The organism is Marinobacter fuscus, from assembly GCF_003007675.1.
GTDB lineage: Bacteria > Pseudomonadota > Gammaproteobacteria > Pseudomonadales > Oleiphilaceae > Marinobacter > Marinobacter fuscus.
On the sequence record NZ_PXNP01000013.1, the window covers coordinates 1 to 24,287 of the forward strand.

The window sequence follows — 24,287 nt, forward strand, 5'->3', positions numbered from 1 at the left end:
ATCTGGTCTGCCTGTCGCTTAACCTCAGGCGGATGAGTTCGCTGATGAGGCTGACATAGGCAATCTGAGGCGGCGTGCCGGGCCGTGCTGAGTGGTCGGGCTACGGTTGTGAACTTGCCTATAACCGTCTTGATTGCCTGAATAGAAAATCGTGACTCTATCCGGTTGGATACTGCGCATATACTCTCGGGCACAACCGTGATTCGGCGCGGCGGAGGCAATTGCTCAAAACACTTCTGCCGCGCAGACTCCTAGCTTGTTTGCCAGGCAATCGGTGCCGTGCTGCACCGATGTTCCGTGAAAATTCCTAAAACAGCGACGGAAAACGCGATGAAAAAGATACTGGCAGCTTTTGTTGGCTCCATGGCCCTGGCGTCTGCGCCGGTGGCTCTGGCAGCCGATGCGACGAAAGAACTGAAAATGGCGTACGACGCCGACCCGGTCACCCTGGATATCCACGAGCAGTTGTCTGGCGGCATTCTGCAACTGTCCCACATGACCTTTGACCCGCTGATCCGCTGGACCAAGGATCTGGGCTTTGAAGCCCGGCTGGCTGAAAGCTGGGAGCGTGTTGACGAAAACACCATGCGCTTCAAGCTGCGCGAGGGTGTGAAGTTCCACTCCGGTAACACACTCACCACCGCCGATGTCAAGTTTACCTTCGAACGCCTGAAGCAGAGCCAGGATTTCAAGGCGATTTTCAAGCCGTTCACAGGCATCAACGTAATCGACGACTACACCTTTGAGCTGGTCACCAGCGAGCCCTACCCGCTGCTGTTGAACACCGCCACCTACATCTTTCCGCTCGACAGCAAGTTCTACAGCGGCCAGACCGAGGGCGGCAAAGACAAGAGCGCGATCCTCAAGCACGGCAATTCCTTTGCGTCTGAGAACCTGTCCGGTACCGGCCCCTACACCGTTACCGACCGTAAACAGGGCGTGCGGGTTGAGTTCGAGCGCTTTGATGGCTACTGGGACACCCAATCCCCGGGCAACGTCGGCAAGATTGTGCTGACCCCGATCAAGGAAAATGCCACCCGCGTTTCTGCGCTGCTGTCTGGCGGTGTCGACTTTATTGCACCGGTTCCGCCGAATGATCTGGACCGCATCAAGCGCGACCGCAACAGCGAACTGGTAACCATGAGCGGTACCCGCATCATCCTGTTCCACATGAACCAGGAGCGGGTGGAAGCCTTCAAGAACCCGAAGGTGCGCCAGGCCATTGCTTACGCCATCAACCAGGAAGGCATTGCCGCCAAGATCATGAAAGGCTTTGCCACACCAGCCGCGCAGATGTCTCCGGCCGGTTATCAGGGCCACAACGACAGCCTGAAGCCGCGTTTCGATGTGGCCAAGGCCAAGCAGTTGATGAAAGAAGCCGGTTACGAAGACGGTTTCACCATCACCATGATGGCGCCGAACAACCGTTACGTGAACGACGACAAGATCGCCCAGGCAGCGGCGGCCATGCTGGCCCGCATCAACATCAAGGTGGATCTGAAAACTCTGCCCAAGGCGCAGTACTGGCCCGAGTTTGATAACCGCGCGGCCGACATGATGCTGATCGGCTGGCACGCAGACACCGAAGACTCTGCCAACTTCTTCGAATTCCTGACCTTCTGCCCGGATGCCGACACCGGTGCCGGCCAGTACAACGCCGGAAACTACTGCAACCCGGAAATCGACGCGATGGTGCAAAAAGCCAACGTAGAGACCGATCTGGAGAAGCGGGCGGCGATGCTGCAGGAAGTTGAGAAGCGTTTGTACGACGATGCCGCGTTCGTTCCGCTGCACTGGCAGGATCTGGCCTGGGCCGCGAAGAAGGGCGTGAACATTGAGCCGGTGCTCAACGTGATGAACTTCCCGTACCTGGGTGACCTGGTTGTTGAATAACCGGGCAGTCATCTGACCCCCAAGCCCCTCTCCCGCCCGGGAGCGGGGCCTTCAAGCATTCACTAACGGTAACTTCTTGATGCTAGCGTTTTTGGTTCAGCGGATATCCCAGGCGGTACTGGTCATGTTTGTGATCAGCCTCATCGCCTTTGCCATTCAGGATGGCCTCGGGGATCCGCTTCAGGAAATGGTGGGCATGTCCGTTTCGGCCGAGGAACGGGAAGCCATTCGTGAGGAGCTCGGGTTGAACGACCCGTTCCTGGTTCAGTATCTGCGTTTTGCCGGTAAGGCTGTGCAGGGCGATCTGGGGAACTCCTATTTTTACAGCAAGCCCGCGCTGGAGGTTATTGCGGAGCACCTGCCTGCCACCCTGGAACTGGTGATTGGTGCCAGCCTGATGATTATTTTTCTGTCGGTGCCTATCGGTGTGTATGCCGCTATCCGGCCCCAGGCCTGGTTATCGAAGTTTTTTATGGGGGTGAGCACGGTGGGTATCTCCATCCCGGTATTCCTGACCGCCATTGTGTTGATTCAGCTGTTTTCCATCGGTGTAACCGTCAGCTGGTTCCCGGACGACACCGGCTGGGGCCAGTGGCTGAACGATTTCTTTACCACCGAAGGCGGCTTGCCGTCTTATGGTCGTGGCGATGATCTGGTGCACCTGTTTGGTACCTGGGAATCCGGATTGTTTACCGCCGAGGGCTTGGCGCACCTGATCCTGCCCTGTGTGTCCCTGGCCTCGATCATGTTGCCGCTGTTTATCCGCCTGATTCGGGCCGAAATGATGGAAGTGCTGCAGAGCGATTACATCCGCTATGCGCGGGCCAAGGGCCTGGCGGCGGGGCGCATCAACTTTTTGCATGCCCTGAAGAACACTATGCTGCCGGTGATTACCGTGGGTGGCGTGCAGATCGGCATTATGGTGGCCTACACCATTCTGACCGAGACCGTGTTCCAGTGGCCGGGCCTGGGCCTGATGTTCCTGGAGGCCATCACCCGCAGTGACATTCCCCTGATTGTGGCTTACCTGATGGTTGTGGGCCTGATCTTTGTGATTACCAACACTCTGGTGGATCTGATCTACGGACTGGTCAACCCCACCGTTAAACTGACAGGTAAGAAAGCATGACAACGGCAACGGTTTCCCGCTGGGACCGCTTCCGCGAGTCCTTTTTCTGGTACAGCTTCAAGCGCGACAAGGTGGCGGTGATCAGCTTTGTGGTGTTGATGCTGATGGTACTGTCGGCGGTGTTTGCGCCGCTGCTGGCGCCTGCAGACCCCTACGATCTGGCCCAGATCGACATTCTCAACTCGGAACTGCCGCCGGTGGGGCTGGATGGCTCAGACCCTGCGTTCCCGCTGGGCACCGACGCGCAGGGCCGCGACCTGTTGTCCACCATTCTGTACGGCACCCGGGTGTCGCTGATGATCGGTTTCGGCGCGGTGGTGCTGCAGGCGGTGCTGGGCATTCTGTTTGGCCTGCTGGCGGGCTACCTGGGTGGCAAAATCGACGCGGTGCTGATGCGCATTGCCGACGTGCAATTGTCGTTCTCCACCCTGATGGTGGCGATTATTGTGGGTGCAGTGTTCAAGGCCAGCTTCGGCAATCTGATGTTTGGCGAGATCGCCATTTATATGCTGATCTTCATCATCGGGGTGGCGGAGTGGCCGCAGATTGCCCGCACCGTGCGCGCCTCTGTACTGGCGGAGAAAAAGAAAGAGTATGTGGATGCCGCCAAAGTTATGGGCTTTGGCACACCCCGGATCATGTTCCGGCACATTCTGCCCAACACCCTGTCGCCGATCTTCGTTATTGCCACGGTACAGATTGCCAACGCGATTATCTCCGAAGCGGCCCTGTCGTTCCTGGGCCTGGGCATGCCGGAAACCCAGCCGTCGCTGGGCTCGCTGATCAAATCCGGTTTTGACTACATCCAGAGCGGTTCCTGGTGGATCACCCTGATCCCGGGCCTGGTGCTGGTGGTGCTCGTGCTGGTCATCAACCTGTTGGGTGACTGGCTGCGGGATGTGATGAACCCACGGCTGTACAAGGGGTAACACCATGGCACTGTTGGAAGTAAAAAATCTGGATGTGCGGTTTGCGGTGCGTGGTGGCGATTTGACCGCCCTGCGCGGCATCAGCTTCACCCTCGACAAAGGCGAGCGCCTGGGGCTGGTGGGGGAGTCTGGTGCCGGTAAATCGGTGGCGGCGTTCTCCATTCTTAACCTGATCGCCAAGCCGGGTTACATTGCGGGCGGCCAGATCCTGTTTGAAGGCCGCGATCTGGCGGCCATGAGCGAGCGTGAACTGCGCAAGATTCGTGGTAACCGTATTGCCATGATCTTCCAGGATCCGATGATGACCCTGAATCCGGTGCTCACCATCGGCACCCAGATGGTCGAGGCTATTCTGGCCCATCGCAAGATCAGCAAGAAAGAAGCCCGGGCCATCGCGCTGGACCGGCTGCAGAAGGTGCAGATTCCGTCACCGGAAAAACGGCTGGATCAGTATCCCCACGAGCTGTCTGGCGGTATGCGCCAGCGGGTGATTATTGCCATCGCCCTGTTGCTGGACCCGGAGATCATCATCGCGGATGAACCGACTACGGCGCTGGATGTCACCATCCAGGCGGAGATCATGGATCTGCTGCTGAACCTGTGCGAACAGGAAAACGTGGCGCTGATGCTGATTACCCACGATCTGGGTGTGGTGTCTCAGGTGACCCAGCGCATGCTGGTGATGTACTCCGGCCGGATTATCGAGCAGGGGCCAACCCGGGAAATCATCAACGACGCTCAGCACCCGTATACCCAGGGGCTGATCAACGCCTTGCCGCAAATGGGCGAGCCCGGTGCCCGGTTGTTCCAGATTCCCGGCTCCATGCCGTCGCTAAAAAATGTCCCCACCGGCTGCCCGTTCCATCCCCGGTGTTCGTTTGCCACCGACCACTGCAAGCGCGCCATGCCCGAGTATGTGCGTTCTGGCAACGTGGATGTGGCCTGTTACGAGGTGGCCAACTTGATTGAGCAGGAGAAACGCATGCAGGAGGCCGAATCATGACCTCCCCTCTGGTAAGTATTCGTGATCTGGAGAAGCGCTTCGACCTCTCCGGTAACCTTCTGGAGCAGATTACCTTTGAAGGTGGCCGTTTCCGCCGCAAGCAGGAAGCTGTGCACGCCATCAACGGGGTCAACCTGGAGGTGCATAAGGGCGAGGCCCTGTGCGTGGTGGGCGAGTCCGGCTGTGGCAAATCCACCGTTGCCCGCACGGTGATGGGATTGTTGTCGCCAAGCGCGGGCGAAATCCATTACGACGGCCAGCGTATCGATAATCTGGAAGGCAAGGCGGCGCTGCCGTATCGCCGCAAGATGCAGATGATCTTCCAGAACCCCTATGCCTCGCTCAACCCGCGGATGACCATCCAGCAAACCCTGGAAGAGCCGATTCGCTTTCATCACCCGGGCTGGGCCGCCACCGAGGTGCGCGACAAGATCCACGAAGTGATGCACTCGGTGGGCATCGACCCGGACTGGGGCAGTCGCTTTGGCCATGAGTTCTCCGGTGGCCAGCGCCAGCGGATTGCCATTGCCCGGGCACTGGCGGTCGACCCGGAGTTTATTGTGGCCGATGAGCCGATCTCCGCGCTGGACGTGTCCATTCAGGCCCAGGTGCTGAACCTGCTGATGGATGCCCAGGAAAGCCGCGGCCTGACCTACCTGTTCATCACCCACGATCTGGCGGTGGTGGAGCATTTTGGTACCCGGGTGGCGGTGATGTACCTGGGCCGGGTGTGCGAGCTGGCAGATACCAAAACCCTGTTCGCAACGCCAAGGCACCCCTACACCCAGGCGCTGCTGTCGGCCATTCCGAAACTGGAAGACGATCGCCCGAACCATATTCGCCTGCAGGGTGAAGTGCCCACCCCGGTGAACCTGCCGTCGGGCTGTGTGTTCCACGGTCGGTGCCCTTACGCCAACGATCGTTGCCGGCAGGAGATACCGCAATTGATCGCCACTGACGGTGGCGGACAGGTGGCTTGCCATGCCGTTGAGGAAGGCCGTTTGTAACACCTGCACGCGGTTGGGCTATCATGCCTGCAAAACCGTATTGGTTGTTACTCAGGTCTGACCTCAGAGGACTGCATGGAAATACGCTGGCTGGAAGATTTTCTGGCCCTTGCCCGTACCCGCCATTTTTCACGTGCTGCGGAACAGCAGCACGTGAGCCAGCCCACGTTCAGCCGCCGGATCAAGCTGCTGGAAGAGTCCATGGGCACCACCCTGGTTAACCGCCAGACCCTGCCGTTGTCCTTGACCCCGGCAGGCGAGCTGTTTCGGGAGTTGTGCGAGCGGATTACCCGGGATGTCCGGGATACCCGGGACAGGGTGGCGGCACTGGATGCCGAGGCATCTGCGCGGATCAGTGTCGGTTCTACCCAAGGGTTGTTTTCGCACTTCTATCAGGGCTGGGCACAGGATGCGGGCATTAGCGGCCGCTTGCAGCTGAATCTGACGGCCACCAACTGGGTAGGTTCGCAGTTTCTGGATGCGTTGGAGAGTGGCGAGTGTGACCTGGTGCTGTGTTACTGGCATCGGGACTTGCCCTGGGGTGAGCGCTGGGATGCCGACAAGCTCCAGTGGCTCACCATCGGCCAGGAAACTCTGGTGCCGGTGAGCATTACTGATGAACAGGGCCAGCCCCGGTACCCGCTGCCGGGCACACCAGAGCAGCCGGTGCCGTTGATTGCCTATCACAGCCGGGGTTTTTTGCAGTCGGCCATCGAGGGCCATCTGCTGCGCAAAAAACTCACCGCCAACCTGTTGCCGCTGAACGAAAATACCCAGTCGGCCAGCATTAAGGCGCTGGTGAAGCAGGGCTTTGGGATGGGCTGGTTGCCCCGGCGGATGACCGAGAAAAGTGAACAGTTTGGCAGTCTGATCCGGGCGGGTGATGAGCGCTGGGACATTCCGCTGGAAATCCGTCTGGTGCGCCTGCGGGACGCACGCTCAGACGACATCGTGAATTTATGGAATCAACTGGACAACTGATATGCCTGAACAAGATCTGCTTTCCCTGCAACCGGCTCATCTGCGTGAACTGCAGGCCCGTTACGAGCGGGTTCTGGCGGCGGAGGGCTTTGACAGTCTGCTGATTGCCTCCGGCGCCGCACCGTATCGCCATCGGGATGATCAGGCCTATGTCTTTCAGGGCTTCGGCCCGTTTTTGCACTGGACCGGGCTGACTGGCCAGGAGCACAGCTGGCTGCTGATTCGCCCGGGCCAGGCGCCGGTGCTTTGGCTGTATCAGCCGGTGGATTTCTGGCACGCCACACCAGAGCTGGCGGCCGAGCCCTGGCAGCAGGTGATTGAGGTTCGTCGTCGTCCCGAGCCGGGGGTGCCGGAACTGGGCGCAACCAAGCGCCTGGCGGTGGTCGGCGACCCGCAGGTGCTTGAGGCAGTGCCCGGGGAGCACAATCCGGAGGCCTTGCTGGCGGCCATCGAGGAAACCCGGGTTCACAAAACCGCTTACGAAATCGAGTGCCTGGCTGAAGCCAACCGGCATGCCCTGGTGGGGCACCAGGCCGCGGCCCGGGCGTTCCTGCAGGGGGAGAGCGAATTCGGCATCAACCTGGCCTACCAGCAGGCCACTGGCCAGCGGGAAGCCGACGCTCCTTATCACAGCATTATTGGCTTGAACGAGCACGCCGGTACACTGCACTACCAGTACTACGATACCTGTGCGCCGCAGAAACCCCGCAGCCTGCTGATCGATGCCGGTGTGCGCTATCGCGGCTACTGTTCCGATATTACCCGCACCACCGCCGCCCCTGGCGAACCCCGTTTTGCGGCTCTGGTACAAGGTCTGGAAGCGCTGCAGTTGCGGCTCTGCGACATGGTGGCCCCGAGGGTGGATTATGTTGATATTCACCGCAAAACCCATCAGGGCATTGCTGCGCTGCTGTCGGCCTCCGGCCTGGTATCTGGCCTGAGCGACGAGGCCATGGTGGAGCAGGGCATTACCCGGGCCTTCTTCCCCCACGGCATCGGGCACTTCCTCGGCGTGCAGGTACACGATGTGGCCGGCAAACCCACGCCACCACCGGCCGATGCGCCCTTTTTGCGTATGACCCGAACCCTGGAAGAGGGCATGGTGGTGACCATTGAGCCCGGGTTGTATTTCATACCGTCGTTGCTGGAACCGATACGAAACAGCGCGGCCGGGCAGTATCTGAATGAAGCGCTGATCGCCGAGCTGAGCGGTTGCGGAGGGATTCGTATTGAGGACAACGTGGTGGTGACCGCCACGGGAGCCCGCAACCTCTCGCGCTGACAGGTATTGTTACTTTATTGAACAATTCTTTTCGCAAAAGGCTTGCAATCTCGTTTGGTAATAACAATAATTATCACTAACTTTAGTGCTGTTAGTGAGAAAGCCCAATGTATGTTTGCTTGTGTTTCGGGGTAACAGACAGAGAAATTCGCAAAGCGGCCGATAACGGTGTCAGCTCCATGCGCCAGCTCGGTAAAGAGTTGGGTGTGGGGCGCCAGTGTGGCCGCTGTGCCTGCACCGCCCGGGAGATCCTGCGCGAAGCCCGCTCTCCGGACTACCTTGCCATGGCCAATATGCTGGCCCAGCCAGCCTGATACAGTCTGCCTGCTAACCGGTGCTTTCCGGCCGCAGTGCCCGGGGCACCGGTTGTCATTCGGCACCCATTCCCATCCGATATTTTTTCTTGCCGTAAAACCGACTATCCTTGTGGGCTAACGCTTCAGAGATAAAAAGGATTCGGCAATGAAAGGCGATAAAAAAGTCATTCAGCATCTGAACAAGGTTTTGGCCAATGAACTGACCGCCATTAATCAGTATTTTCTGCATTCCCGGATGTACAAAGACTGGGGCATCACCAAGCTGGCGGCCAAGGAGTACGAAGAGTCCATCGACGAGATGAAGCACGCTGACCAATTGATCGAGCGGATTCTGTTCCTCGAAGGCCTGCCCAACCTGCAAGATCTGAACAAGCTGCTGATCGGTGAAAACGTCCAGGAAATGATCGAGTGTGACCTCAAACTTGAGCACACCGCTCATGCCGACCTGAAAGAAGCCATTATCTACTGTGAACAGGTGCAGGACTTCACCAGCCGGGAGCTGTTCCGCAGCATTCTGGACAGCGAAGAAGAGCACATCGACTGGCTGGAAACCCAGCTGGAAATGATTTCCCAGATGGGCATCCAGAACTACATCCAGCTGCAATCCTCCGCAGCCGAGTAAGCACCCGCTTTCGGCCCCGGCCCCTGTTTAAGGGGCCGGGGCCTGTTGTGTAACGATTTTTCCTCCGTTCCTGCCCCCAATAGTGCTCCAGAACAGGTAGAATGCCGGTCATTCCGGCCAGAATGCCTGGCTCAACATCGTTACCTGTTTTCGGAGACTGAAATGGACCTGTCCTGCTTCAAGGCCTACGACCTGCGCGGTCGCGTGCCAGACCAACTCAACCCCATCCTTGCAGAGAAGATCGGCCGGGCCTACGTGGCAGTCACCGGAGCGAAAAAAGTCATCGTCGGCTACGACATCCGCCTGTCCAGCCCGGAAATTACCGAAGCCCTGAGTTCCGGCCTGATGGCCGCAGGCGCCGACGTGTTCGACATCGGCCTGTGTGGCACCGAGCAGGTGTACTTTGCCACCAGCCATTACCAGATGGACGGCGGCATTATGGTTACTGCCAGCCACAACCCGAAAGACCACAACGGCATGAAAATGGTCGGTCCGGAATCCCGGCCCATCAGCTCCGACAATGGCCTGAACGACATCCGCGACCGGGTGCTGGAACCCTTCGCCAATGCCCCGCAGCAAGGTAAATACGAAACCCTGGAAGTAATGAGCGCCTACATCGACCACCTGCTGGGCTACGTAGATGCCAGCAGTCTCAAGCCCATGAGCATCGTGTGCAATGCCGGCAACGGTGGCGCAGGCCTGGTGATTGATCAGCTCGAACAGCATTTGCCCTTCGACTTCATCAAAGTCCACCACGAAGCGGACGGCCACTTCCCCAACGGCGTGCCCAACCCGATCCTGCCGGAAAACCGCTCCGCCACCGCCGACGCCGTCATCAACAACGGCGCCGCCATGGGCATTGCCTGGGACGGCGACTACGACCGCTGCTTCTTCTTCGACGAAAACGGCCGCTTTATCGAAGGCTACTACATCGTCGGCCTGCTGGCCGACCAGTTCCTGCGCAAAATCGGTGGCGGCAAAGTCATCCACGACCCCCGGCTGACCTGGAACACGCTTGACCTGGTGCAGGCCGCGGGCGGTGAAGCCGTCGAAAGCAAAACCGGCCATGCCTTCATCAAACAAAGAATGCGCGACGAGGATGCCGTTTACGGCGGCGAAATGAGCGCCCATCACTACTTCCGCGACTTCGCCTACTGCGACAGCGGCATGATCCCCTGGCTGCTGGTGGCAGAACGCCTGTGCCAGAGCGGCCAAACCCTGTCCTCCCTGATCGACGCCCGCATCGAAGCTTACCCCGCCAGCGGCGAAATCAACCGCACCATCAGCGACCCCCCAAAAGTGATCGCCGCCATCGAAGCCAAATACAGCGTTGGCGCCAAAGCCATCAGTCATGTGGATGGCCTGAGTGTGGAATTCGACACCTGGCGGTTCAACCTGCGTATGTCCAACACCGAGCCGGTGGTGCGGTTGAACGTTGAGGCGCGTGGCGACAAGGCATTGATGGAAGCGAAAACCGAAGAGTTGCTGGCGGAAATGGAGCGTTTGAACGGATAGTTTGCACGTAGATAAGGGGCCAGGGTGGCGGTGCTCCCTTCTGGAACTGTGCTTCGCCATGGATGGCGAAGCTCAAGCGTCACATGGACGTGCCGAAGGAGCGTGTTTCAGAAGGGAGCACCGCCACCCTGGTCTTCCGCCCCACTTGACCTTCCGCCGACGCAGAGGCGATTGTGTCGACCGCTGTTACAGCCAGTCATTCAACATAATCCCGAAACCGATCCGGTGAATGCGCTTGTTGTAGTCGATAAGACTCTCCCCGTAGCCGTTGTAGTACTGGAAAAACCCCTTCAACGTATCCCCCACCGGAAAACTGTAACCGAACTCCACTGACGTCCGGTTGTGGGATCGCAGATTGTTCAACAGCTTGAGAGAAAAAGTCCGGTCTTCCGTCAGCTTGTACACCGCGTGATAGCTGGCGTGGCCCACATAGGCATCCATGTCCGGATTATCATCATCACTGCCGGTTTCCGGAATCCGGTACCACGGCTTCAGCATGAACAGCCAGCGCCCGTAACTGTAAGCCGCTGTGCCGGTAACCCGGTTCCAGCTCCGCGACCGTGGCTCCGACTGACCGTTAGACTGATGATTGAAGCCAAGCGACATCGCACTCAGCGTACCCGGGCCAAACTGCCAGTTCAAAGACTGAAGCACGAATAACTCGGGCTCATAATTGGTTTCCCGGAACGGCGCAGACTCATCCTGATTGTACACCTGCCAGAACGACTTCTGGGTATAGCCGAACCACAGCGTTGTCCGCTCGTCAAAAATGCCGGTCAGCAACGGCACTTTAAAACTGATCTGATACTTGGCTTCCTCGTTCTCCAGGTCGTAGTCGTAGCCAATCTCACCCAGCCGGGGGCTGATCGGGCGTGCATTGGGGTTTTCAACCCAGGTTACCGGCAGAAGATAGTTGGGCCGGTGGGTAATAAAACTGCCAGCAAACGAAAAAATGGCCTGCTCGGAGCTCAGATAACTGTCTACCATCGCCGCCATCACGCCGTCGTCCGGGTCGTTATCCAGTGCGTTGCCAACAATTTTTTCGCGGGCCTTCCTGTCGGCCACCAGTTGTTCGGCCGTTTTTGCGGCTTCCTTCAGTTCCGTATCCGAGGCCTTCTTTCGCTCTTTTTTTGGATCCTGCCGCGCGTCGTAGCAGGCCAGCCGCTGCACACCACTCTTGATCAGGGCGCAGTTTACCTCCGCTGCTGTGGCGGGTGACTCTTCAGCAACAACACAGGAGCTTACAGCGAGGCAAAGCATTGCGATGACAGAATGCAGGCGCATCATGGTGATACCTCAGGTAGCGGCCGTCAGGCTGAGCCAGGTGCTGGCGATGCCGTAAACCCAAACGCCCAGTAAACTGGTCGCCAGCAGAACAAAAATCAGCTTGTGGCGGCCCCGGCGCTCATCGCTGGCCGAGACAACCCAGCGCAGATACATCAGCCCGATAAAGCTCAGAAATACGCCCAGGCTAGCGGCCGCCGGTATCAGAAGCCAGGCGCTGGAGATCGGCGCTTCCGCAGAGGCCTGGCTGCTGAACCAGCTCATCGAAAGCAGCAGAATGGCCAGGCTGCCGAACTCGACAACAAGCAGCATTCGGCGCTTGCGTTGTATCGGGGAGTGTCGGGAATCGCTCATAAGCAGGCTCATATCGGAACGGTGGCGTTATGGTACCGGAAACCGCAGGCAACGAATAACAACCTACGAAATTGTCATTAAAATGGTTGAAATCAACTTCTGATTTTGCTCTCAGGTTTTTTTGCGGGGGCTCTATCGCTATAATGCGGCGACTGAAAGATTATAACGCTCAAATGCGAGGTGCATTGTGAAGATGAAGAGAGTCCTGGCTGTTGGTCTGCTTGGTTTCGGCCTGGCCGCTGGCACAGCGCTGGCAAGTGTCGAAGATGAAATCCGTGCCCGTATCCAGCCGGTGGGTGAAGTGTGCCTGCAGGGTGAAGAGTGCGGTGAAGCAGCCGCTCCCGCAGCTACCGCCAGTGCTGGCCCGCGTTCAGGCAGTGAAGTGTACGATGCGGTCTGCATGGCCTGCCACACCACTGGGGCGGCCGGTGCACCGGTGATCGGCGACAGCGGTGCCTGGGCGCCGCGCATCGAAAAGGGCCTGGACACCTTGATCGACCATGCGATCAATGGCTTCAACGCCATGCCTCCGAAAGGCGGTTGCGCCAGCTGCCCGGATGAAGAAATCTCGGCAGCGGTCGAGCATCTGGTCGACGCCAGCAAGTAAGCGCCGTTGTTCCTGCGAAGCCCCGCCTTGTGCGGGGCTTCGTGGTTTTAGCGAGGCTGTTTCGGATTACAGGCCAAGATCGCCAATCAGCGCGCTGAGGGTGGCTTTGCCTTTTTTCTGGTTGGCTTCTTTGTCCTGTTCTCCGGAGCCTTCCCATTTCACATCGTCTTCCGGCAATTCATCCAGAAACCGGCTGGGAATGGTTTCCAGCTTTTCGCCGTATTGTTTGCGGGTGGCGGCATAGGTCAGGGCCAGGGTTTCTCGCGCCCGGGTGATGCCCACGTACATCAGCCGACGTTCTTCTTCCACGTTGCCTTCTTCAATGCTGCTGCGATGGGGCAGAATCTCTTCCTCCAGCCCCATGATGAACACGTGGGGAAACTCCAGGCCCTTGGAAGCGTGCAGGGTCAGTAGCTGAACCTTGTCGCTGTCGTCCTCTTCCTCGCGCTGCTCCATCATGTCTCGCAATACCAGCTTGGCAATGGCGTCTTCGATACCGATTTCATCGGCGGTGCCCTTGCCGTCGTCGAGCATGCGCTGGATCGATTCCACCAGGTACCAGATGTTTTCCATCCGCCGTTCCGCCTGCTTCGGGCTGCCGGAATGCTGGTGCAGCCATTCTTCGTATTCGATGTCGGTAAACAGCTGTTTCACCACCGGAATCGGGTCTTCGGCGAACAGCCGCTCGCAGGTTTTGTCGACCCAGTGGGCGAAGCGCCGCAGGCGGTCCAGCCCCTTCTCGGTGACGTGGGCTTCTGCACCCATATCGCCCAGCGCTTTGAACAGGCTGACGTTGCGGGCGCGAGCGTAGTGGCTGAGTTGCTCCAGGGTGCGCGGGCCAATCTCCCGACGGGGTACGTTCACCACCCGCAGAAATGCGGCATCGTCATCCGGGTTGATCATCAGCCGCAGATACGCCATGGCATCCTTGATTTCGTTCTTCGAGAAGAACGACTGCCCGCCACTGAGCCGGTAGGGAATCTGGTAGGCCTGCAGCTTCATTTCCAGCAGCCGAGCCTGGTGGTTGCCCCGGTACAGAACCGCGAAATCCTTGAAATCCAGGCCGTCCCTCAGTTTTTGATGGATAATTTCGGTGGCCACGCGCTCGGTTTCGGCATCCTCGTTACGGCAGCGGATAATGCGGATTTCCTCACCGATGGTGTGGTCGCTCCACAGCGCCTTGTCGAACACATGGGGATTATTGGCAATCACCGTGTTGGCGCAGCGCAGAATCCGGCTGGTGGAGCGGTAGTTCTGCTCCAGCTTGACGATTTTCAGGCTGGGGAAATCCTCTTTCAGCTGCGCCAGGTTTTCAGGGCGGGCACCGCGCCAGGCATAGATGGACTGGTCGTCGTCACCTACCACGGTAAAGGCTGCTCGCTCGGCGACCAATTGTTTCACCAATTCGTACTGGCACACGTTGGTGTCCTGGTACTCATCCACCAGCATGTAGCGGATCTTGCGGCGCCACTTGGCCAGCACCTCGGGGTCGTCCCGGAACAGCTGTACCGGCAGCAGAATCAGATCGTCAAAATCCACGGCGTTATAAGCTTTCAGGTATTCGTTGTAGTGCTTGTAAACGATGGCAATGCGCTGCTCACGCTCATCTGCCGCTTTACTGTAGGCTTCGGCGGGGCTGCGCATGGCGTTTTTCCAGGAGGAAATCGTCATTTGCACATCGTTCAGCTCGTCTCCGGCATCGGCACTGGCTTCCCGCATCATCAGGTCTTGCAAAAGCGCCTTGGCGTCTTCGGCATCGAAGATCGAGAAACCCGGGTGATAACCCAGGTGCTGGTGCTCTTCCCGGATCATGTTCAGGCCAAGGTTGTGGAAGGTCGAGACAATCAGCCCGCGGGTTTTGCCCCGGTCGACAATGCGCCCGACCCGCTCCTTCATTTCCCGGGCGGCCTTGTTGGTAAAGGTGACGGCGGCAATGTGACGGCCGGGAATGCCCAGCTCCTCGATCAGATAGGCGATCTTGCGGGTGATCACGCTGGTTTTGCCACTACCGGCGCCAGCGAGCACCAACAGGGGGCCATCGGCATAGCGGACTGCTTCACGTTGTCTGGGGTTGAGCTTGTTCACAGTGTTAAGGCCAAAGCGCTACGGGGTTGTAAAAGAGAGAAAGAACCTATTCTACACCAGCCCGCCATGCTGTACCTTGCGGATCTATCAGCTATGCTTGTTCACATGGATTCTGCTTCACCGTGCCGACACATGGATCTTACCCGATGACATCACCCAGCGATACTAGGCCCGATTGTATTCGCCTACTGGTACTGACGCCGGAGTACAGCGATTACCTTTGGTACAGCGCCATGCTTGCGGGCGACCCGGATGCCTGCAGTGATGCCATCTGGTGCCCGGATCTGGTCGACTGCGACGATCTTATCGCCAATGCCAGTTTTGATGTCATTGTCTGGGACTGTGCTTTCCACAGCGGATCCGAGTCGTCGTTTTTGCAGTATTTGCTGGTGGCCAGTGAAGACAAGCCCATTCTGGCGATCAGCGCCGACACGTCTGAAGACATGTCCCTCGAGCTTGTGGCCGGCGGCGCCTCTGATTACCTCAGTCGCCAGGGGTTGGATGCCTGGCAGTTCCGCCGGGCGGTCAAATGTTTGTGGTATCGGGCGTTACTGGCAGAGTCGGCCCATGGCCAGCTGGGCCGGGAAGTGGCCACGGGTTTTATCAACCGGGATCTGTTTTTTGATCGCCTGCAGCAGGCGATTCTGAGGGCCGAGCGGGCAGGTCACCGGTTGGCCTTGCTGCACCTAAATATCGATGACTTCCGCAACATCAACGAATCCTTCGGCTATCAGAAAAGCGATCAGTTGATGTTCCGGCTGGCAGAGCGCCTGCGCAACAAGTTGCGGCGGGTGGATTCTCTGATGCGCATAGGCGGGGATGAACTCGCCATTATCGTGGAGAAAGTGGAAGACTCCCTCGACATTACCCAGATTATCCGCAAGGTGGTGAATGCTCTGGGCGAGCCGCTGACGGTGGATGGCCAGAATGTGGTGGTCAATGCCAGCGTGGGTGTGGCGACCTACCCGGAAGCCGGGGACAGCCCGGATGATCTGTTGCGGCGGGCCAACCGGGCCATGTTTGAAGCCAAGCGAGACCCCGGCACCAGCTACCGGTTTTACGATCGCCAACTGCACATCTCTGCGGGTTACCAGTTACGGCTCGAAACCGATCTGCGCAACGCCCTGCGTGGCGGCGAACTGGAACTTTATTACCAGCCCCGAATTGATCTGGCCACCGAGGAGGTACGGGGCGTGGAATGCCTGCTGCGCTGGAACCACCCGGAGCGCGGGCTGGTTGGGCCAGACGAATTCATTCCGGTGGCCGAACGCAGTGGCCTGATTGTGCCCATTGGTTACTGGGTGATCGAACAGGCCTGCAAACGCCTGCAGGAGTGCACCGAGCTGGGTTTTCCGGGGCTGGTGTTCGCGGTCAACCTGTCCTTCCGCCAGTTCCACGACCGGAAAATGACCGAAACCATTTTCCGCATTATCTTCAATGCCAATGTCGACACCAGTTTGCTGGAGCTGGAACTGACGGAAAGCGCCATGATGCACGATCCTGAGTATGCTCAGCGTTGCCTGCGGGAACTGAACCAGTTGGGTATCAGTTTTGCTCTGGACGATTTTGGCACGGGTTTTTCCTCCCTGAGCAATCTTCAGCACCTGCCGATCTCGCTGGTGAAAATCGACAAGTCCTTTGTGCAGGAACTGGGGCAGTCGGCCGATGCCGAGCATATTATCCGGGCGATTATCAGTCTTGCCCACAGCCTGCAGATCAGTGTGGTGGCCGAAGGTGTTGAGACCGAGGGCCAGCTGGAATTCCTGCGCCAGCAGCACTGTGACGAGATCCAGGGCTACTATTTTGCCCGCCCCATGCCCTGGCAGGATCTAGTGGAATTCATGAACCGCCGCAACCAGTCCGCTTGCCTGCAGAAGTAAGCCGCTGTACCTTTGCGCATTAATTCCGAACGCGATACCAGATCGAGGTTGCATGAACAGTATCTCCCGGCGCATTGCTGACGAACTCGGCGTACGTGAACAACAGGTCGACGCCACGGTTACCCTGCTTGATGAAGGCGCGACCGTTCCCTTCATCGCCCGTTACCGGAAAGAAGTGACCGGCTCGTTGGACGACAGCCAGTTGCGAACCCTGGAAGAGCGGCTGCGTTACCTGCGGGAGCTGGAAGACCGTCGCGGCACCATCCTCAACAGCATCGAGGAGCAGGGCAAACTGACCGATGAGTTACGGGCCTCCATTGCCGCGGCGGATACCAAGAACCGGCTGGAAGACCTGTACCTGCCGTTCAAGCCCAAGCGTCGCACCAAGGCGCAGATCGCCCGGGAAGCAGGGCTGGAGCCGCTGGCGGATACCCTGTTTGATGATCCCTCCCAGGATCCGGAGCAGGTGGCCGCAGCCTATCTGAACCCGGAAGCAAAAATCGACGACACCAAGGCGGCGCTCGATGGCGCCCGCTATATCCTGATGGAGCGCTTTGCCGAAGACGCCGAACTGCTGGGTAGCCTGCGGGACTTTGTCTGGCAGCAGGGCCAGTTGAAGGTCACGGTGGTTGAGGGCAAGGAAAACGAAGGCGCGAAATTCCGCGATTACTTTGATCATATTGAGCCCCTGAAGAAAGTCCCTTCCCACCGGGCACTGGCGATTTTGCGTGGCCGTAATGAAGGCGTGCTGGCCTACAGTCTGGTGATGGGTGACGGCGAGGACGATCGCCGCCAGCCGCACCCGGCCGAGCAGCGGATTGCCGCCCACTGGAACATTCGCGACAACGGCCGTGCGGCTGACAAATGGCTGTCTGATGTGGTGCGCTGGACCTGGCGAGTAAAGCTGTCCACCCAGATTGAAACCGATTTAATGGCCCAGGTGCGTGAAGCCGCCGAAACCGAGGCCATCAATGTGTTTGCCGCTAACTTGAAAGATCTTCTGTTGCTGGCCCCGGCGGGCCCCCGGCCGACTCTGGGGCTGGACCCGGGCTTGCGTACCGGTGTCAAAGTGGCCGTCATCGACGGCACCGGCCAGGTGGTGGACCACGGCGCGATATTCCCCCATGCACCCCGGAACAACTGGGATCAGTCCATCGCCCAGATGGCGGCCTGGTGCCAGAAGTACAAAATCGAACTGGTGGCCATCGGCAACGGCACCGCCTCCCGGGAAACCGAGAAGCTGGTGGGCGACCTGTGCAAGAAACATCCGGAGCTCAAACTGGCCCGCATTGTGGTGAACGAATCCGGTGCGTCCATCTATTCGGCTTCGGAATTTGCCTCCCGGGAACTGCCAGATCTGGACGTGACCATCCGGGGCGCGGTTTCCATCGCCCGTCGCCTGCAGGACCCGCTGGCGGAGCTGGTGAAAATTGAACCCAAGTCCATCGGGGTGGGGCAGTACCAGCACGATGTCTCTCAGGTTCAGTTGTCCCGTAGCCTGGATGCCGTGGTGGAAGATTGTGTAAACGGTGTCGGTGTGGACCTGAATACCGCGTCTGTGCCTCTGCTCACCCGGGTGTCGGGCCTGAACCAGAGCATTGCCCAGAACATCGTTGATTTCCGCAACCAGAACGGTAAGTTCACCAGCCGCAAGCAGTTGCTGAAAGTGTCCCGGCTGGGCGACCGCACGTTCGAACAGGCCGCGGGTTTCCTGCGGATTGCCGGTGGCGACAATGCCCTGGATCGCTCGTCGGTGCACCCGGAAGCCTACGGTGTGGTTGAGGCCATTGCCAAGCGCAACGGCAAGAGTGTCGATAGCCTGTTGGGAGACTCCGCCTTCCTGCGCAGCCTCAAGCCCGAGGATTATGTGACCGAGCAGTTCGGGGTGCCGACCATCAAGGATATTATCGCGGAGCTGGAAAAGCCGGGCCGGGATCCGCGGCCGGAATTCCGTTTTGCCCACTTCGAGGAAGGGGTGGAAACCCTGAACGACCTGAAACCGGGTATGGTGCTGGAAGGTTCCGTGACCAACGTCACCAACTTCGGGGCCTTTGTCGACATCGGTGTGCATCAGGACGGACTGGTGCATATTTCGGCGCTGTCCCATACTTTTATCAAAGACCCGCGGGAAGTGGTGAAGGCCGGAGACATCGTTAAGGTCAAAGTCATGGAAGTGGACATTCCCCGTAAACGGATTGCCCTGTCCATGCGTATGGATGACCAGCCCGGCGCCGAGAACAAACCTGCCCGCGGTGGCGAGCGCAGTTCCGGCAAAGCGGCCGGCAGCAAAGCACGGGGTGGTCAGGCACAGGCCGCACCCCAGGGCGCCATGGCGGGCGCACTTGCACAGGCACTGGCGTCTGCCCGCAAGAGCGGCCGGTAACCAATACAGACACCGCTGGCCGCCCTCTGCAGGGGCGGTGGCGGCAACAGGAGTTCACCATGGCACAGTCCCGCCACGCCCTGTTCCAGCAGTTCGCAGCCAGCGACTGGGACGGTTTCCTCAAGGGTGTTGAAAAAGAAGGCCTGCGGGTAGACGCCCACGGCTTTATTGCTCAGACCCCGCATCCGCAGGCGCTGGGGTCGGCCCTGACCCACCCGCGCATCACCACCGACTATTCCGAAGCGCTGCTGGAGCTGATCACTCCGGTGTTCAACAGCACCGGGGCCATGCTGGAATCCCTGCGGGATATCCATCGCTTTGTTCAGCAAAATCTGCAGGATGAAGTCTTCTGGGCCGCCAGTATGCCCTGCGAAATTGATGGTGACGCCAGTATTCCCATCGCCGAGTACGGCAGTTCGAACATTGGCCAGTTAAAGCACGTGTACCGCCAGGGACTGGCAGTGCGCTATGGCCGGGTAATGCAGAGTATTGCCGGGGTGCATTACAACATGTCGTTGCCCGACAGCTTCTGGCAGAACTGGCAACAGCTGCTTGGGAACACGGAGAGCCTGCGGAACTTTAAATCAGACCAGTACTTCTGGTTGATCCGCAACTTCCGCCGTCGCAGCTGGCTGCTGATGCTGCTGTTCGGTACCTCGCCCGCTTTGGATGCCAGTTTTGTGGCTGGTGTGCAGCACGATCTGGCCCGGTTTGACGATCAGACCTGGTTTGGGGAGGCGGCAACCTCACTGCGTATGGGCGACCTGGGCTATCACAACAACGCCCAGGCATCGCTGAATATCTGTTTCAATGAACTGGGCACGTACACCAAAACTCTGGACCGGGCGATCCACACCAACTGGCCCGCCTATGAGGCCGTCGGAACGCGCCGCGACGACGGCCAGTTTATCCAGATCAATACCAACGTTCTGCAAATCGAGAACGAGTATTACAGTGCGGTTCGCCCCAAACGCACCGCCGAGAGTGGCGAAAAGCCGATACAGGCGCTGGATGCCCGGGGCGTGGAATACATTGAAGTCCGCTGTCTGGATCTTGATCCCTTCTCGCCGGTGGGTATTACCGCTGAGCAGGTGGATTTTCTGGATCTGTTTCTGCTGGATTGCCTGTTGTCGGATTCACCGAGAATCGACGACCGGGAATGCGAGCGCCTGGATGACAACTACAAGGATGTGGTGGCCTCTGGCCGGTCGTTATCAGTGACCCTGTGCAAAGCCGGGGAACGGGTGCCTGTGGGCGTTGCGGCCACGGGTATTCTCGACGGCCTGCAGCCGCTGGCGGAACAGCTGGATGCTTTGCAGGGCGGCGAAACCTACCGCAAGGCGCTGGCGGTTCAACAAGCCAAGCTGGCGGGCGATGAATGGTCGGTGCCCTCGGCGCGGGTACTGCACGCCATGCGGGAATCTGGCCTGGGCCATCGGGACTGGGTGCTGGCCATGTCCCGTCAGCATCAGCAGACCCTGCGCTCGGAAGCATTGTCAGACGAGACCCTGGCAGAATTTCAGAGCCAGAGTGCCGGATCCCTGGTTGAGCAGGAAGAGCTTGAAGCCAGTGACCCCCGGCCCTTTGCCGAGTTCCTGGACGCGTACCTGAAATCCTGACTGCACTGTGCGTCACAGCGGCCCGGCGACGTGGCGCACAGAACGGGCAACCGGCATTTGCTGCACCCGTAACCTGATGTTACGTTTGATTACATCAGACAAACGGGGTGAGTCATGGCGACAGACATCAAGCTCGGCTGGGATGTGGAATCCCTCAATAAGGCGTATCGGCAAGGTTACATGGCAAGCACCATGGGCATGGGTAAAGCCCGCTGCCCTTATCGGGGCGACGTGGTCATAGCGGCCTGGGAGGCAGGCTGGGAGGACGCCAATAGCATCCGCCAGGAACGGCTGAAAGATTCAGGCGATCTGTTTTCCCGGATTGCCTGAGCCCCCCAGGTGCAAGCGGGCCCCTGGCTTCTGCTTCCGGGTGGTTTATCCCGGCCCATTCGCCGGGAATTCTTGCCGCTGCGCTTCTTGTCGTTCCGGTCTATCGTTGCACCACAAATTCTGTAAACAGCACGCCGGTGACGGACTGGCCGGTCTGTTGTTCCTTCAGCACACCGTTAATACGGTTTCTGGCTTCTTCCAACAGCGCCTGCTGGCCTTCCACGGACGATAGCTGATCCACTTCGGTCTGTTCACCAAACAGCATCACCAGTTCATGGCGTAGTCTTGGCATATGGGCCTCGACCGCGGGCCGGGTATCTGCGCCATCAGCACGCAGGGTAACGGCTGCCTTGAGGTAGGTTACCTTGCTGCCCGGTACGCCCACCTGGGTTACAAAGGCGGGCTCCATGGCAATGTAATCGGCAACGGGCTTGCCCTCGGTTTCCTCTTCATCTTCCGCGAATGTAGTGGTGCTGCACAGGGTCAGGATCAGGGCCAGAAACGTTGGCAGCAGTTTTCCTTGAATGGTCATAGGCGCTTGTGGGTTCATGGGTTAGGATGAGTTCGGCAGCGACGTTGCTCGCCTGAAGAGGAGCATATCAGGCTGCCAGCAATCGTGCAGTTCACATAATGATTTCGGAGTAACGTTTTGACAAGCAGATGGATATTCGGGCTGATCTTTCTGGTTTCTGCCGGGTTGCTGGCAGTGGCCTTTTTTATGGAACATGTCATGGGGCTGGAGCCATGCCCGCTTTGCTGGCTCCAGCGTTTCGGCTTTATGGGCGCGGGTCTGGTAAGCCTGCTGGCCTTTGTGCATGGCCCCGCTGGCGTGGGTAATCGCATCTACGGCCTGCTGTTGGTGATTGCTGCTGGTGCCGGGCTGGGTGTGGCCGGGCGGCAGTTGTGGCTGCAGAGCCTGCCCGCAGATCAGGCACCGGCCTGTGGGCCGTCGGTGGATTATCTGCTGGATGTGCTGCCCTGGTTCGAGGTGCTGCAAACGGCCCTCAAGGGTACCGGTGATTGTGCCGAAGTGGTCTGGCGTTTTCTGGGGTTGAGTATCCCCGGCTGGACGGCGGTGTTCTTTTCCCTGCTGATTTTACTCGGCCTGTTTGTCATGTTTCGCCGGTATCCGGCCAAAGCTGCCTGGTAGCCCTGAAATGGTTGCGAGGCTTGTGGGCCTGGGGTAAGTTGAATGTCAGAAAGCCGCGCTCCGGTGCCAGCCGGAGCGCACAGAAGGCGAAACAGCCGCAGAGCTGAATCTTTGGGAGTCAGGGTCATGTTGGAAAATTGTCGGAATGCCAGGGAGCGTTGGGGCGGTGTCAGTGAGCTGATCGATCGTTGGCTGCAAGCGCGTCAGCAGCTATTGGTTCAGTATTGCGAGCTGTCCGGCGAAGACGACCTGTCTCGTACCGAAGAGCTTGGTGCCAGCCTGGTGCGCTTGTGCGAGTTGCTGGTGGACTATGTGTCTGCGGGCCACTTCGAAGTGTATGAACAGCTGCTTCAGGAAGCCCGGGATTTTGATGATGGCGGGGTAGAACTGGCTGAGAAACTGTACCCGCGCATCCAGCAGACCACGGAAGTGGTGCTCAACTTCAACGATCTGGTCGATGGCCGGGCACTCACAGAAGAACAGCTGCGGGGGTTGTTTGATGAGCTGTCGCAACTGGGCGAGGTATTGGCATCACGGTTTGAGCTGGAAGACTGCCTGATCGAGAATCTACACAATGCCCATGCGGGCAAGGTCACTTCGGCCTGAGTTCCTTTGTTTTCCCGTAAAAAAGCCGGCTCCCGGAGCCGGCTTTTCTGTTCCCGCAATTATTAATTTTCGTTGCCGGACTCGTTGGCGCCCGGGTTGATTGCCAGCAGCTCAACATCAAAGACCAGCGTTTCGTTCGGGCCGATGGCCTGATTGCCGCCCGGGCCATAGGCCAGGTCTGAAGGGATGTACAGCTTGAACCGAGCCCCCTCACTCATCAGCTGGAGGCCTTCTGTCCAGCCCGGAATAACCTGGTTCAGGCCAAAGGTGACGGGCTCGCCACGCTCGCGGGAGCTGTCGAAGACTTCGCCGCCGATCAGTTCGCCGGTGTAGTGTACGCGTACCTGATCTTCCGCTGTCGGTTTGTCACCGCTGCCTTCCTCAACCACTTCGTACTGTAAACCCGATTCGGTGGTCGATACTTCGTCCCGCTCCGCGTTTTCAGCAAGGAAAGCCTCCCCGGCGTCCTTGTTCTTCTTGGCCAGCTCTTCGTACTGCTGTTCCTGCTGCTGTTGAAGGTCCTGCTGATAGGCCATCAGGGCTTCCTGGATTTGCTCGCGGGTCAGGCGTTTGTTGGTGTCTTCGCCAGCATGACCATGCTGGATACCCTGCAGAAACTGCTCCATTTGCAAATCGGGCAAGTCGTTGCCCATGCGCTCACCCAATACCAGGCCCATGCCATAGCTGACTTTTTCAGGGGTGGTTTCCAGGGCCGGGTTTGAAGGCTCTTCCTGTGCGGTGGAGCAGCCTGCCATGATGCCGGTAACAGCAATTGCCAGTAGAGTTTTCTTCATTGCTTTATCCTTTGCACGTGTTGCGGGGCTCTGCGGCCCTGAATGAGAAAAAGAGGAGCCAAAGGTAACGGGTTCAGGCGCTGTATGCCACTGAACATGTGTTAATCAGTGCCCGTTTTCAATGGCTTTGGTGCCTATGAACCGTTGGCCGGGGCACCGTTCAGCGAATAGGGCGCGCGATAGGGGGCCTGCCAGTCGTTTTCCGGATCCGCTACCCGGCGATCCCGGTTAAGCGCATCGGGGCGCTCAATTGCCAGAGCATTCCAGGGCCCCTGTGCCGGTGGCTGGTCGGCATAGTGCCAGTTGCCATCGGTGTCCCGCCATTTAAAAACGATTTCCGGGCCATCCGTAGGCATGGGGGAGGGGAGCAGTCCTTCAAAAGAGGGTATGCTTTCTGTCGGCTGGGTTTGTGCAGGCTCCGAGACCTGTTGTGGGTCGCTCAGACCAAAAAAAATCAGGATCAGCAGCAGGCCAAGAGCCGGGAAGGCTAGCCGGATCAGCCATTTGGTCACCATAA

At 58.7% G+C, this 24,287-nt stretch carries 23 protein-coding genes; 17 read left to right on the forward strand and 6 right to left on the reverse strand.

What is annotated here, in order from left to right; translation table 11 throughout:
• Nucleotides 1–330: 330 nt before the first annotated feature.
• From C7H09_RS03310 to C7H09_RS03355, 10 genes are all read left to right on the forward strand, one after another.
• Nucleotides 331–1,893 (forward strand): ABC transporter substrate-binding protein, encoded by a 1,563-nt coding sequence (locus C7H09_RS03310; protein ID WP_106761211.1) that lies wholly within the window; start codon nt 331–333, stop codon nt 1,891–1,893.
• Between the two features lie 79 nt (nt 1,894–1,972).
• Nucleotides 1,973–3,022 carry an ABC transporter permease gene (locus tag C7H09_RS03315; protein ID WP_106761212.1) on the forward strand — a complete coding sequence of 350 codons (1,050 nt, stop codon included), beginning with the start codon at nt 1,973–1,975 and terminating at the stop codon, nt 3,020–3,022.
• Entirely contained in the window at nt 3,019–3,951 is a 933-nt protein-coding gene (locus tag C7H09_RS03320; protein ID WP_106761213.1) for an ABC transporter permease, read from the forward strand. Before C7H09_RS03315 ends, C7H09_RS03320 begins: the two co-directional genes overlap by 4 nt.
• A gap of 4 nt (nt 3,952–3,955) precedes the next feature.
• Nucleotides 3,956–4,954 carry an ABC transporter ATP-binding protein gene (locus C7H09_RS03325; protein WP_106761214.1) on the forward strand — a complete coding sequence of 333 codons (999 nt, stop codon included), beginning with the start codon at nt 3,956–3,958 and terminating at the stop codon, nt 4,952–4,954.
• Entirely contained in the window at nt 4,951–5,961 is a 1,011-nt protein-coding gene (locus tag C7H09_RS03330) for an ABC transporter ATP-binding protein (protein WP_106761215.1), read from the forward strand. The genes C7H09_RS03325 and C7H09_RS03330 overlap by 4 nt, the downstream gene beginning before the upstream one ends.
• A gap of 75 nt (nt 5,962–6,036) precedes the next feature.
• Nucleotides 6,037–6,942, forward strand: a complete 906-nt coding sequence (locus tag C7H09_RS03335; RefSeq protein WP_106761216.1) for a LysR family transcriptional regulator — start codon at nt 6,037–6,039, stop codon at nt 6,940–6,942.
• A gap of 1 nt (nt 6,943) precedes the next feature.
• Nucleotides 6,944–8,224, forward strand: coding sequence for a Xaa-Pro dipeptidase (gene pepQ / locus C7H09_RS03340; RefSeq protein ID WP_106761217.1), 1,281 nt, complete (start codon nt 6,944–6,946; stop codon nt 8,222–8,224).
• A gap of 107 nt (nt 8,225–8,331) precedes the next feature.
• Nucleotides 8,332–8,538: a bacterioferritin-associated ferredoxin gene (locus tag C7H09_RS03345; protein ID WP_106761218.1), complete on the forward strand. Its 207-nt coding sequence runs from the start codon at nt 8,332–8,334 to the stop codon at nt 8,536–8,538.
• A gap of 148 nt (nt 8,539–8,686) precedes the next feature.
• Nucleotides 8,687–9,163, forward strand: coding sequence for a bacterioferritin (gene bfr, locus C7H09_RS03350; RefSeq protein WP_106761219.1), 477 nt, complete (start codon nt 8,687–8,689; stop codon nt 9,161–9,163).
• Between the two features lie 162 nt (nt 9,164–9,325).
• Nucleotides 9,326–10,678, forward strand: coding sequence for a phosphohexomutase domain-containing protein (locus C7H09_RS03355; RefSeq protein WP_106761220.1), 1,353 nt, complete (start codon nt 9,326–9,328; stop codon nt 10,676–10,678).
• A 186-nt stretch (nt 10,679–10,864) separates the two neighbouring features.
• Here C7H09_RS03355 and C7H09_RS03360 read toward each other — a convergent pair whose 3' ends face one another.
• Together C7H09_RS03360 and C7H09_RS03365 are read right to left on the reverse strand one after the other, a co-directional pair.
• Complete coding sequence (locus tag C7H09_RS03360; protein ID WP_420844170.1) at nt 10,865–11,938, reverse strand: phospholipase A; 1,074 nt, start codon at nt 11,936–11,938, stop codon at nt 10,865–10,867.
• Nucleotides 11,939–11,974: 36 nt separating this feature from the next.
• Entirely contained in the window at nt 11,975–12,316 is a 342-nt protein-coding gene (locus C7H09_RS03365; protein ID WP_106761350.1) for a hypothetical protein, read from the reverse strand.
• 193 nt (nt 12,317–12,509) lie between these two features.
• Here C7H09_RS03365 and C7H09_RS03370 point away from each other — a divergent pair, with 193 nt between their 5' ends.
• A complete protein-coding gene (locus C7H09_RS03370; RefSeq protein WP_106761222.1) occupies nt 12,510–12,923 on the forward strand; it encodes a c-type cytochrome in 414 nt (137 codons plus the stop codon).
• A gap of 66 nt (nt 12,924–12,989) precedes the next feature.
• On the opposite strand, the gene rep is transcribed toward C7H09_RS03370, so the two are convergent.
• Nucleotides 12,990–15,008, reverse strand: coding sequence for a DNA helicase Rep (gene rep, locus C7H09_RS03375; RefSeq protein ID WP_106761223.1), 2,019 nt, complete (start codon nt 15,006–15,008; stop codon nt 12,990–12,992).
• Between the two features lie 146 nt (nt 15,009–15,154).
• Here rep and C7H09_RS03380 point away from each other — a divergent pair, with 146 nt between their 5' ends.
• From C7H09_RS03380 to rmf, 4 genes are all read left to right on the forward strand, one after another.
• Entirely contained in the window at nt 15,155–16,888 is a 1,734-nt protein-coding gene (locus C7H09_RS03380; protein WP_106761224.1) for a GGDEF/EAL domain-containing response regulator, read from the forward strand.
• 52 nt (nt 16,889–16,940) lie between these two features.
• Entirely contained in the window at nt 16,941–19,271 is a 2,331-nt protein-coding gene (locus C7H09_RS03385; RefSeq protein ID WP_106761225.1) for a Tex family protein, read from the forward strand.
• A gap of 59 nt (nt 19,272–19,330) precedes the next feature.
• A complete protein-coding gene (gene gshA, locus C7H09_RS03390) occupies nt 19,331–20,890 on the forward strand; it encodes a glutamate--cysteine ligase (RefSeq protein WP_106761226.1) in 1,560 nt (519 codons plus the stop codon).
• A 114-nt stretch (nt 20,891–21,004) separates the two neighbouring features.
• Nucleotides 21,005–21,220 (forward strand): ribosome modulation factor, encoded by a 216-nt coding sequence (rmf, locus tag C7H09_RS03395; protein WP_106761227.1) that lies wholly within the window; start codon nt 21,005–21,007, stop codon nt 21,218–21,220.
• A gap of 100 nt (nt 21,221–21,320) precedes the next feature.
• On the opposite strand, the gene C7H09_RS03400 is transcribed toward rmf, so the two are convergent.
• Nucleotides 21,321–21,752: a flagellar basal body-associated FliL family protein gene (locus C7H09_RS03400; protein ID WP_106761351.1), complete on the reverse strand. Its 432-nt coding sequence runs from the start codon at nt 21,750–21,752 to the stop codon at nt 21,321–21,323.
• 117 nt (nt 21,753–21,869) lie between these two features.
• Here C7H09_RS03400 and C7H09_RS03405 point away from each other — a divergent pair, with 117 nt between their 5' ends.
• Together C7H09_RS03405 and rsd are read left to right on the forward strand one after the other, a co-directional pair.
• Nucleotides 21,870–22,370, forward strand: a complete 501-nt coding sequence (locus tag C7H09_RS03405; protein WP_106761228.1) for a disulfide bond formation protein B — start codon at nt 21,870–21,872, stop codon at nt 22,368–22,370.
• A gap of 126 nt (nt 22,371–22,496) precedes the next feature.
• Nucleotides 22,497–22,976: a sigma D regulator gene (rsd, locus tag C7H09_RS03410; RefSeq protein WP_106761229.1), complete on the forward strand. Its 480-nt coding sequence runs from the start codon at nt 22,497–22,499 to the stop codon at nt 22,974–22,976.
• 62 nt (nt 22,977–23,038) lie between these two features.
• Here rsd and C7H09_RS03415 read toward each other — a convergent pair whose 3' ends face one another.
• Both C7H09_RS03415 and C7H09_RS03420 read right to left on the reverse strand, forming a co-directional pair.
• A complete protein-coding gene (locus C7H09_RS03415; RefSeq protein WP_106761230.1) occupies nt 23,039–23,770 on the reverse strand; it encodes a BamJ family beta-barrel-assembly machinery protein in 732 nt (243 codons plus the stop codon).
• Nucleotides 23,771–23,904: 134 nt separating this feature from the next.
• Entirely contained in the window at nt 23,905–24,285 is a 381-nt protein-coding gene (locus tag C7H09_RS03420; RefSeq protein WP_106761231.1) for a DUF4124 domain-containing protein, read from the reverse strand.
• Nucleotides 24,286–24,287 lie beyond the last annotated feature (2 nt).

Coding starts and splice junctions, on each gene's coding strand:
- C7H09_RS03310 (WP_106761211.1), top strand. CDS start 331: ATGAAAAAGATACTGGCAGCTTTTGTTGGCTCCATGGCCCTGGCGTCT.
- C7H09_RS03315 (WP_106761212.1), top strand. CDS start 1,973: ATGCTAGCGTTTTTGGTTCAGCGGATATCCCAGGCGGTACTGGTCATG.
- C7H09_RS03320 (WP_106761213.1), top strand. CDS start 3,019: ATGACAACGGCAACGGTTTCCCGCTGGGACCGCTTCCGCGAGTCCTTT.
- C7H09_RS03325 (WP_106761214.1), top strand. CDS start 3,956: ATGGCACTGTTGGAAGTAAAAAATCTGGATGTGCGGTTTGCGGTGCGT.
- C7H09_RS03330 (WP_106761215.1), top strand. CDS start 4,951: ATGACCTCCCCTCTGGTAAGTATTCGTGATCTGGAGAAGCGCTTCGAC.
- C7H09_RS03335 (WP_106761216.1), top strand. CDS start 6,037: ATGGAAATACGCTGGCTGGAAGATTTTCTGGCCCTTGCCCGTACCCGC.
- pepQ (WP_106761217.1), top strand. CDS start 6,944: ATGCCTGAACAAGATCTGCTTTCCCTGCAACCGGCTCATCTGCGTGAA.
- C7H09_RS03345 (WP_106761218.1), top strand. CDS start 8,332: ATGTATGTTTGCTTGTGTTTCGGGGTAACAGACAGAGAAATTCGCAAA.
- bfr (WP_106761219.1), top strand. CDS start 8,687: ATGAAAGGCGATAAAAAAGTCATTCAGCATCTGAACAAGGTTTTGGCC.
- C7H09_RS03355 (WP_106761220.1), top strand. CDS start 9,326: ATGGACCTGTCCTGCTTCAAGGCCTACGACCTGCGCGGTCGCGTGCCA.
- C7H09_RS03360 (WP_420844170.1), bottom strand. CDS start 11,938: ATGCTTTGCCTCGCTGTAAGCTCCTGTGTTGTTGCTGAAGAGTCACCC.
- C7H09_RS03365 (WP_106761350.1), bottom strand. CDS start 12,316: ATGAGCGATTCCCGACACTCCCCGATACAACGCAAGCGCCGAATGCTG.
- C7H09_RS03370 (WP_106761222.1), top strand. CDS start 12,510: ATGAAGAGAGTCCTGGCTGTTGGTCTGCTTGGTTTCGGCCTGGCCGCT.
- C7H09_RS03380 (WP_106761224.1), top strand. CDS start 15,155: ATGACATCACCCAGCGATACTAGGCCCGATTGTATTCGCCTACTGGTA.
- C7H09_RS03385 (WP_106761225.1), top strand. CDS start 16,941: ATGAACAGTATCTCCCGGCGCATTGCTGACGAACTCGGCGTACGTGAA.
- gshA (WP_106761226.1), top strand. CDS start 19,331: ATGGCACAGTCCCGCCACGCCCTGTTCCAGCAGTTCGCAGCCAGCGAC.
- rmf (WP_106761227.1), top strand. CDS start 21,005: ATGGCGACAGACATCAAGCTCGGCTGGGATGTGGAATCCCTCAATAAG.
- C7H09_RS03400 (WP_106761351.1), bottom strand. CDS start 21,752: ATGACCATTCAAGGAAAACTGCTGCCAACGTTTCTGGCCCTGATCCTG.
- rsd (WP_106761229.1), top strand. CDS start 22,497: ATGTTGGAAAATTGTCGGAATGCCAGGGAGCGTTGGGGCGGTGTCAGT.
- C7H09_RS03415 (WP_106761230.1), bottom strand. CDS start 23,770: ATGAAGAAAACTCTACTGGCAATTGCTGTTACCGGCATCATGGCAGGC.
- C7H09_RS03420 (WP_106761231.1), bottom strand. CDS start 24,285: ATGGTGACCAAATGGCTGATCCGGCTAGCCTTCCCGGCTCTTGGCCTG.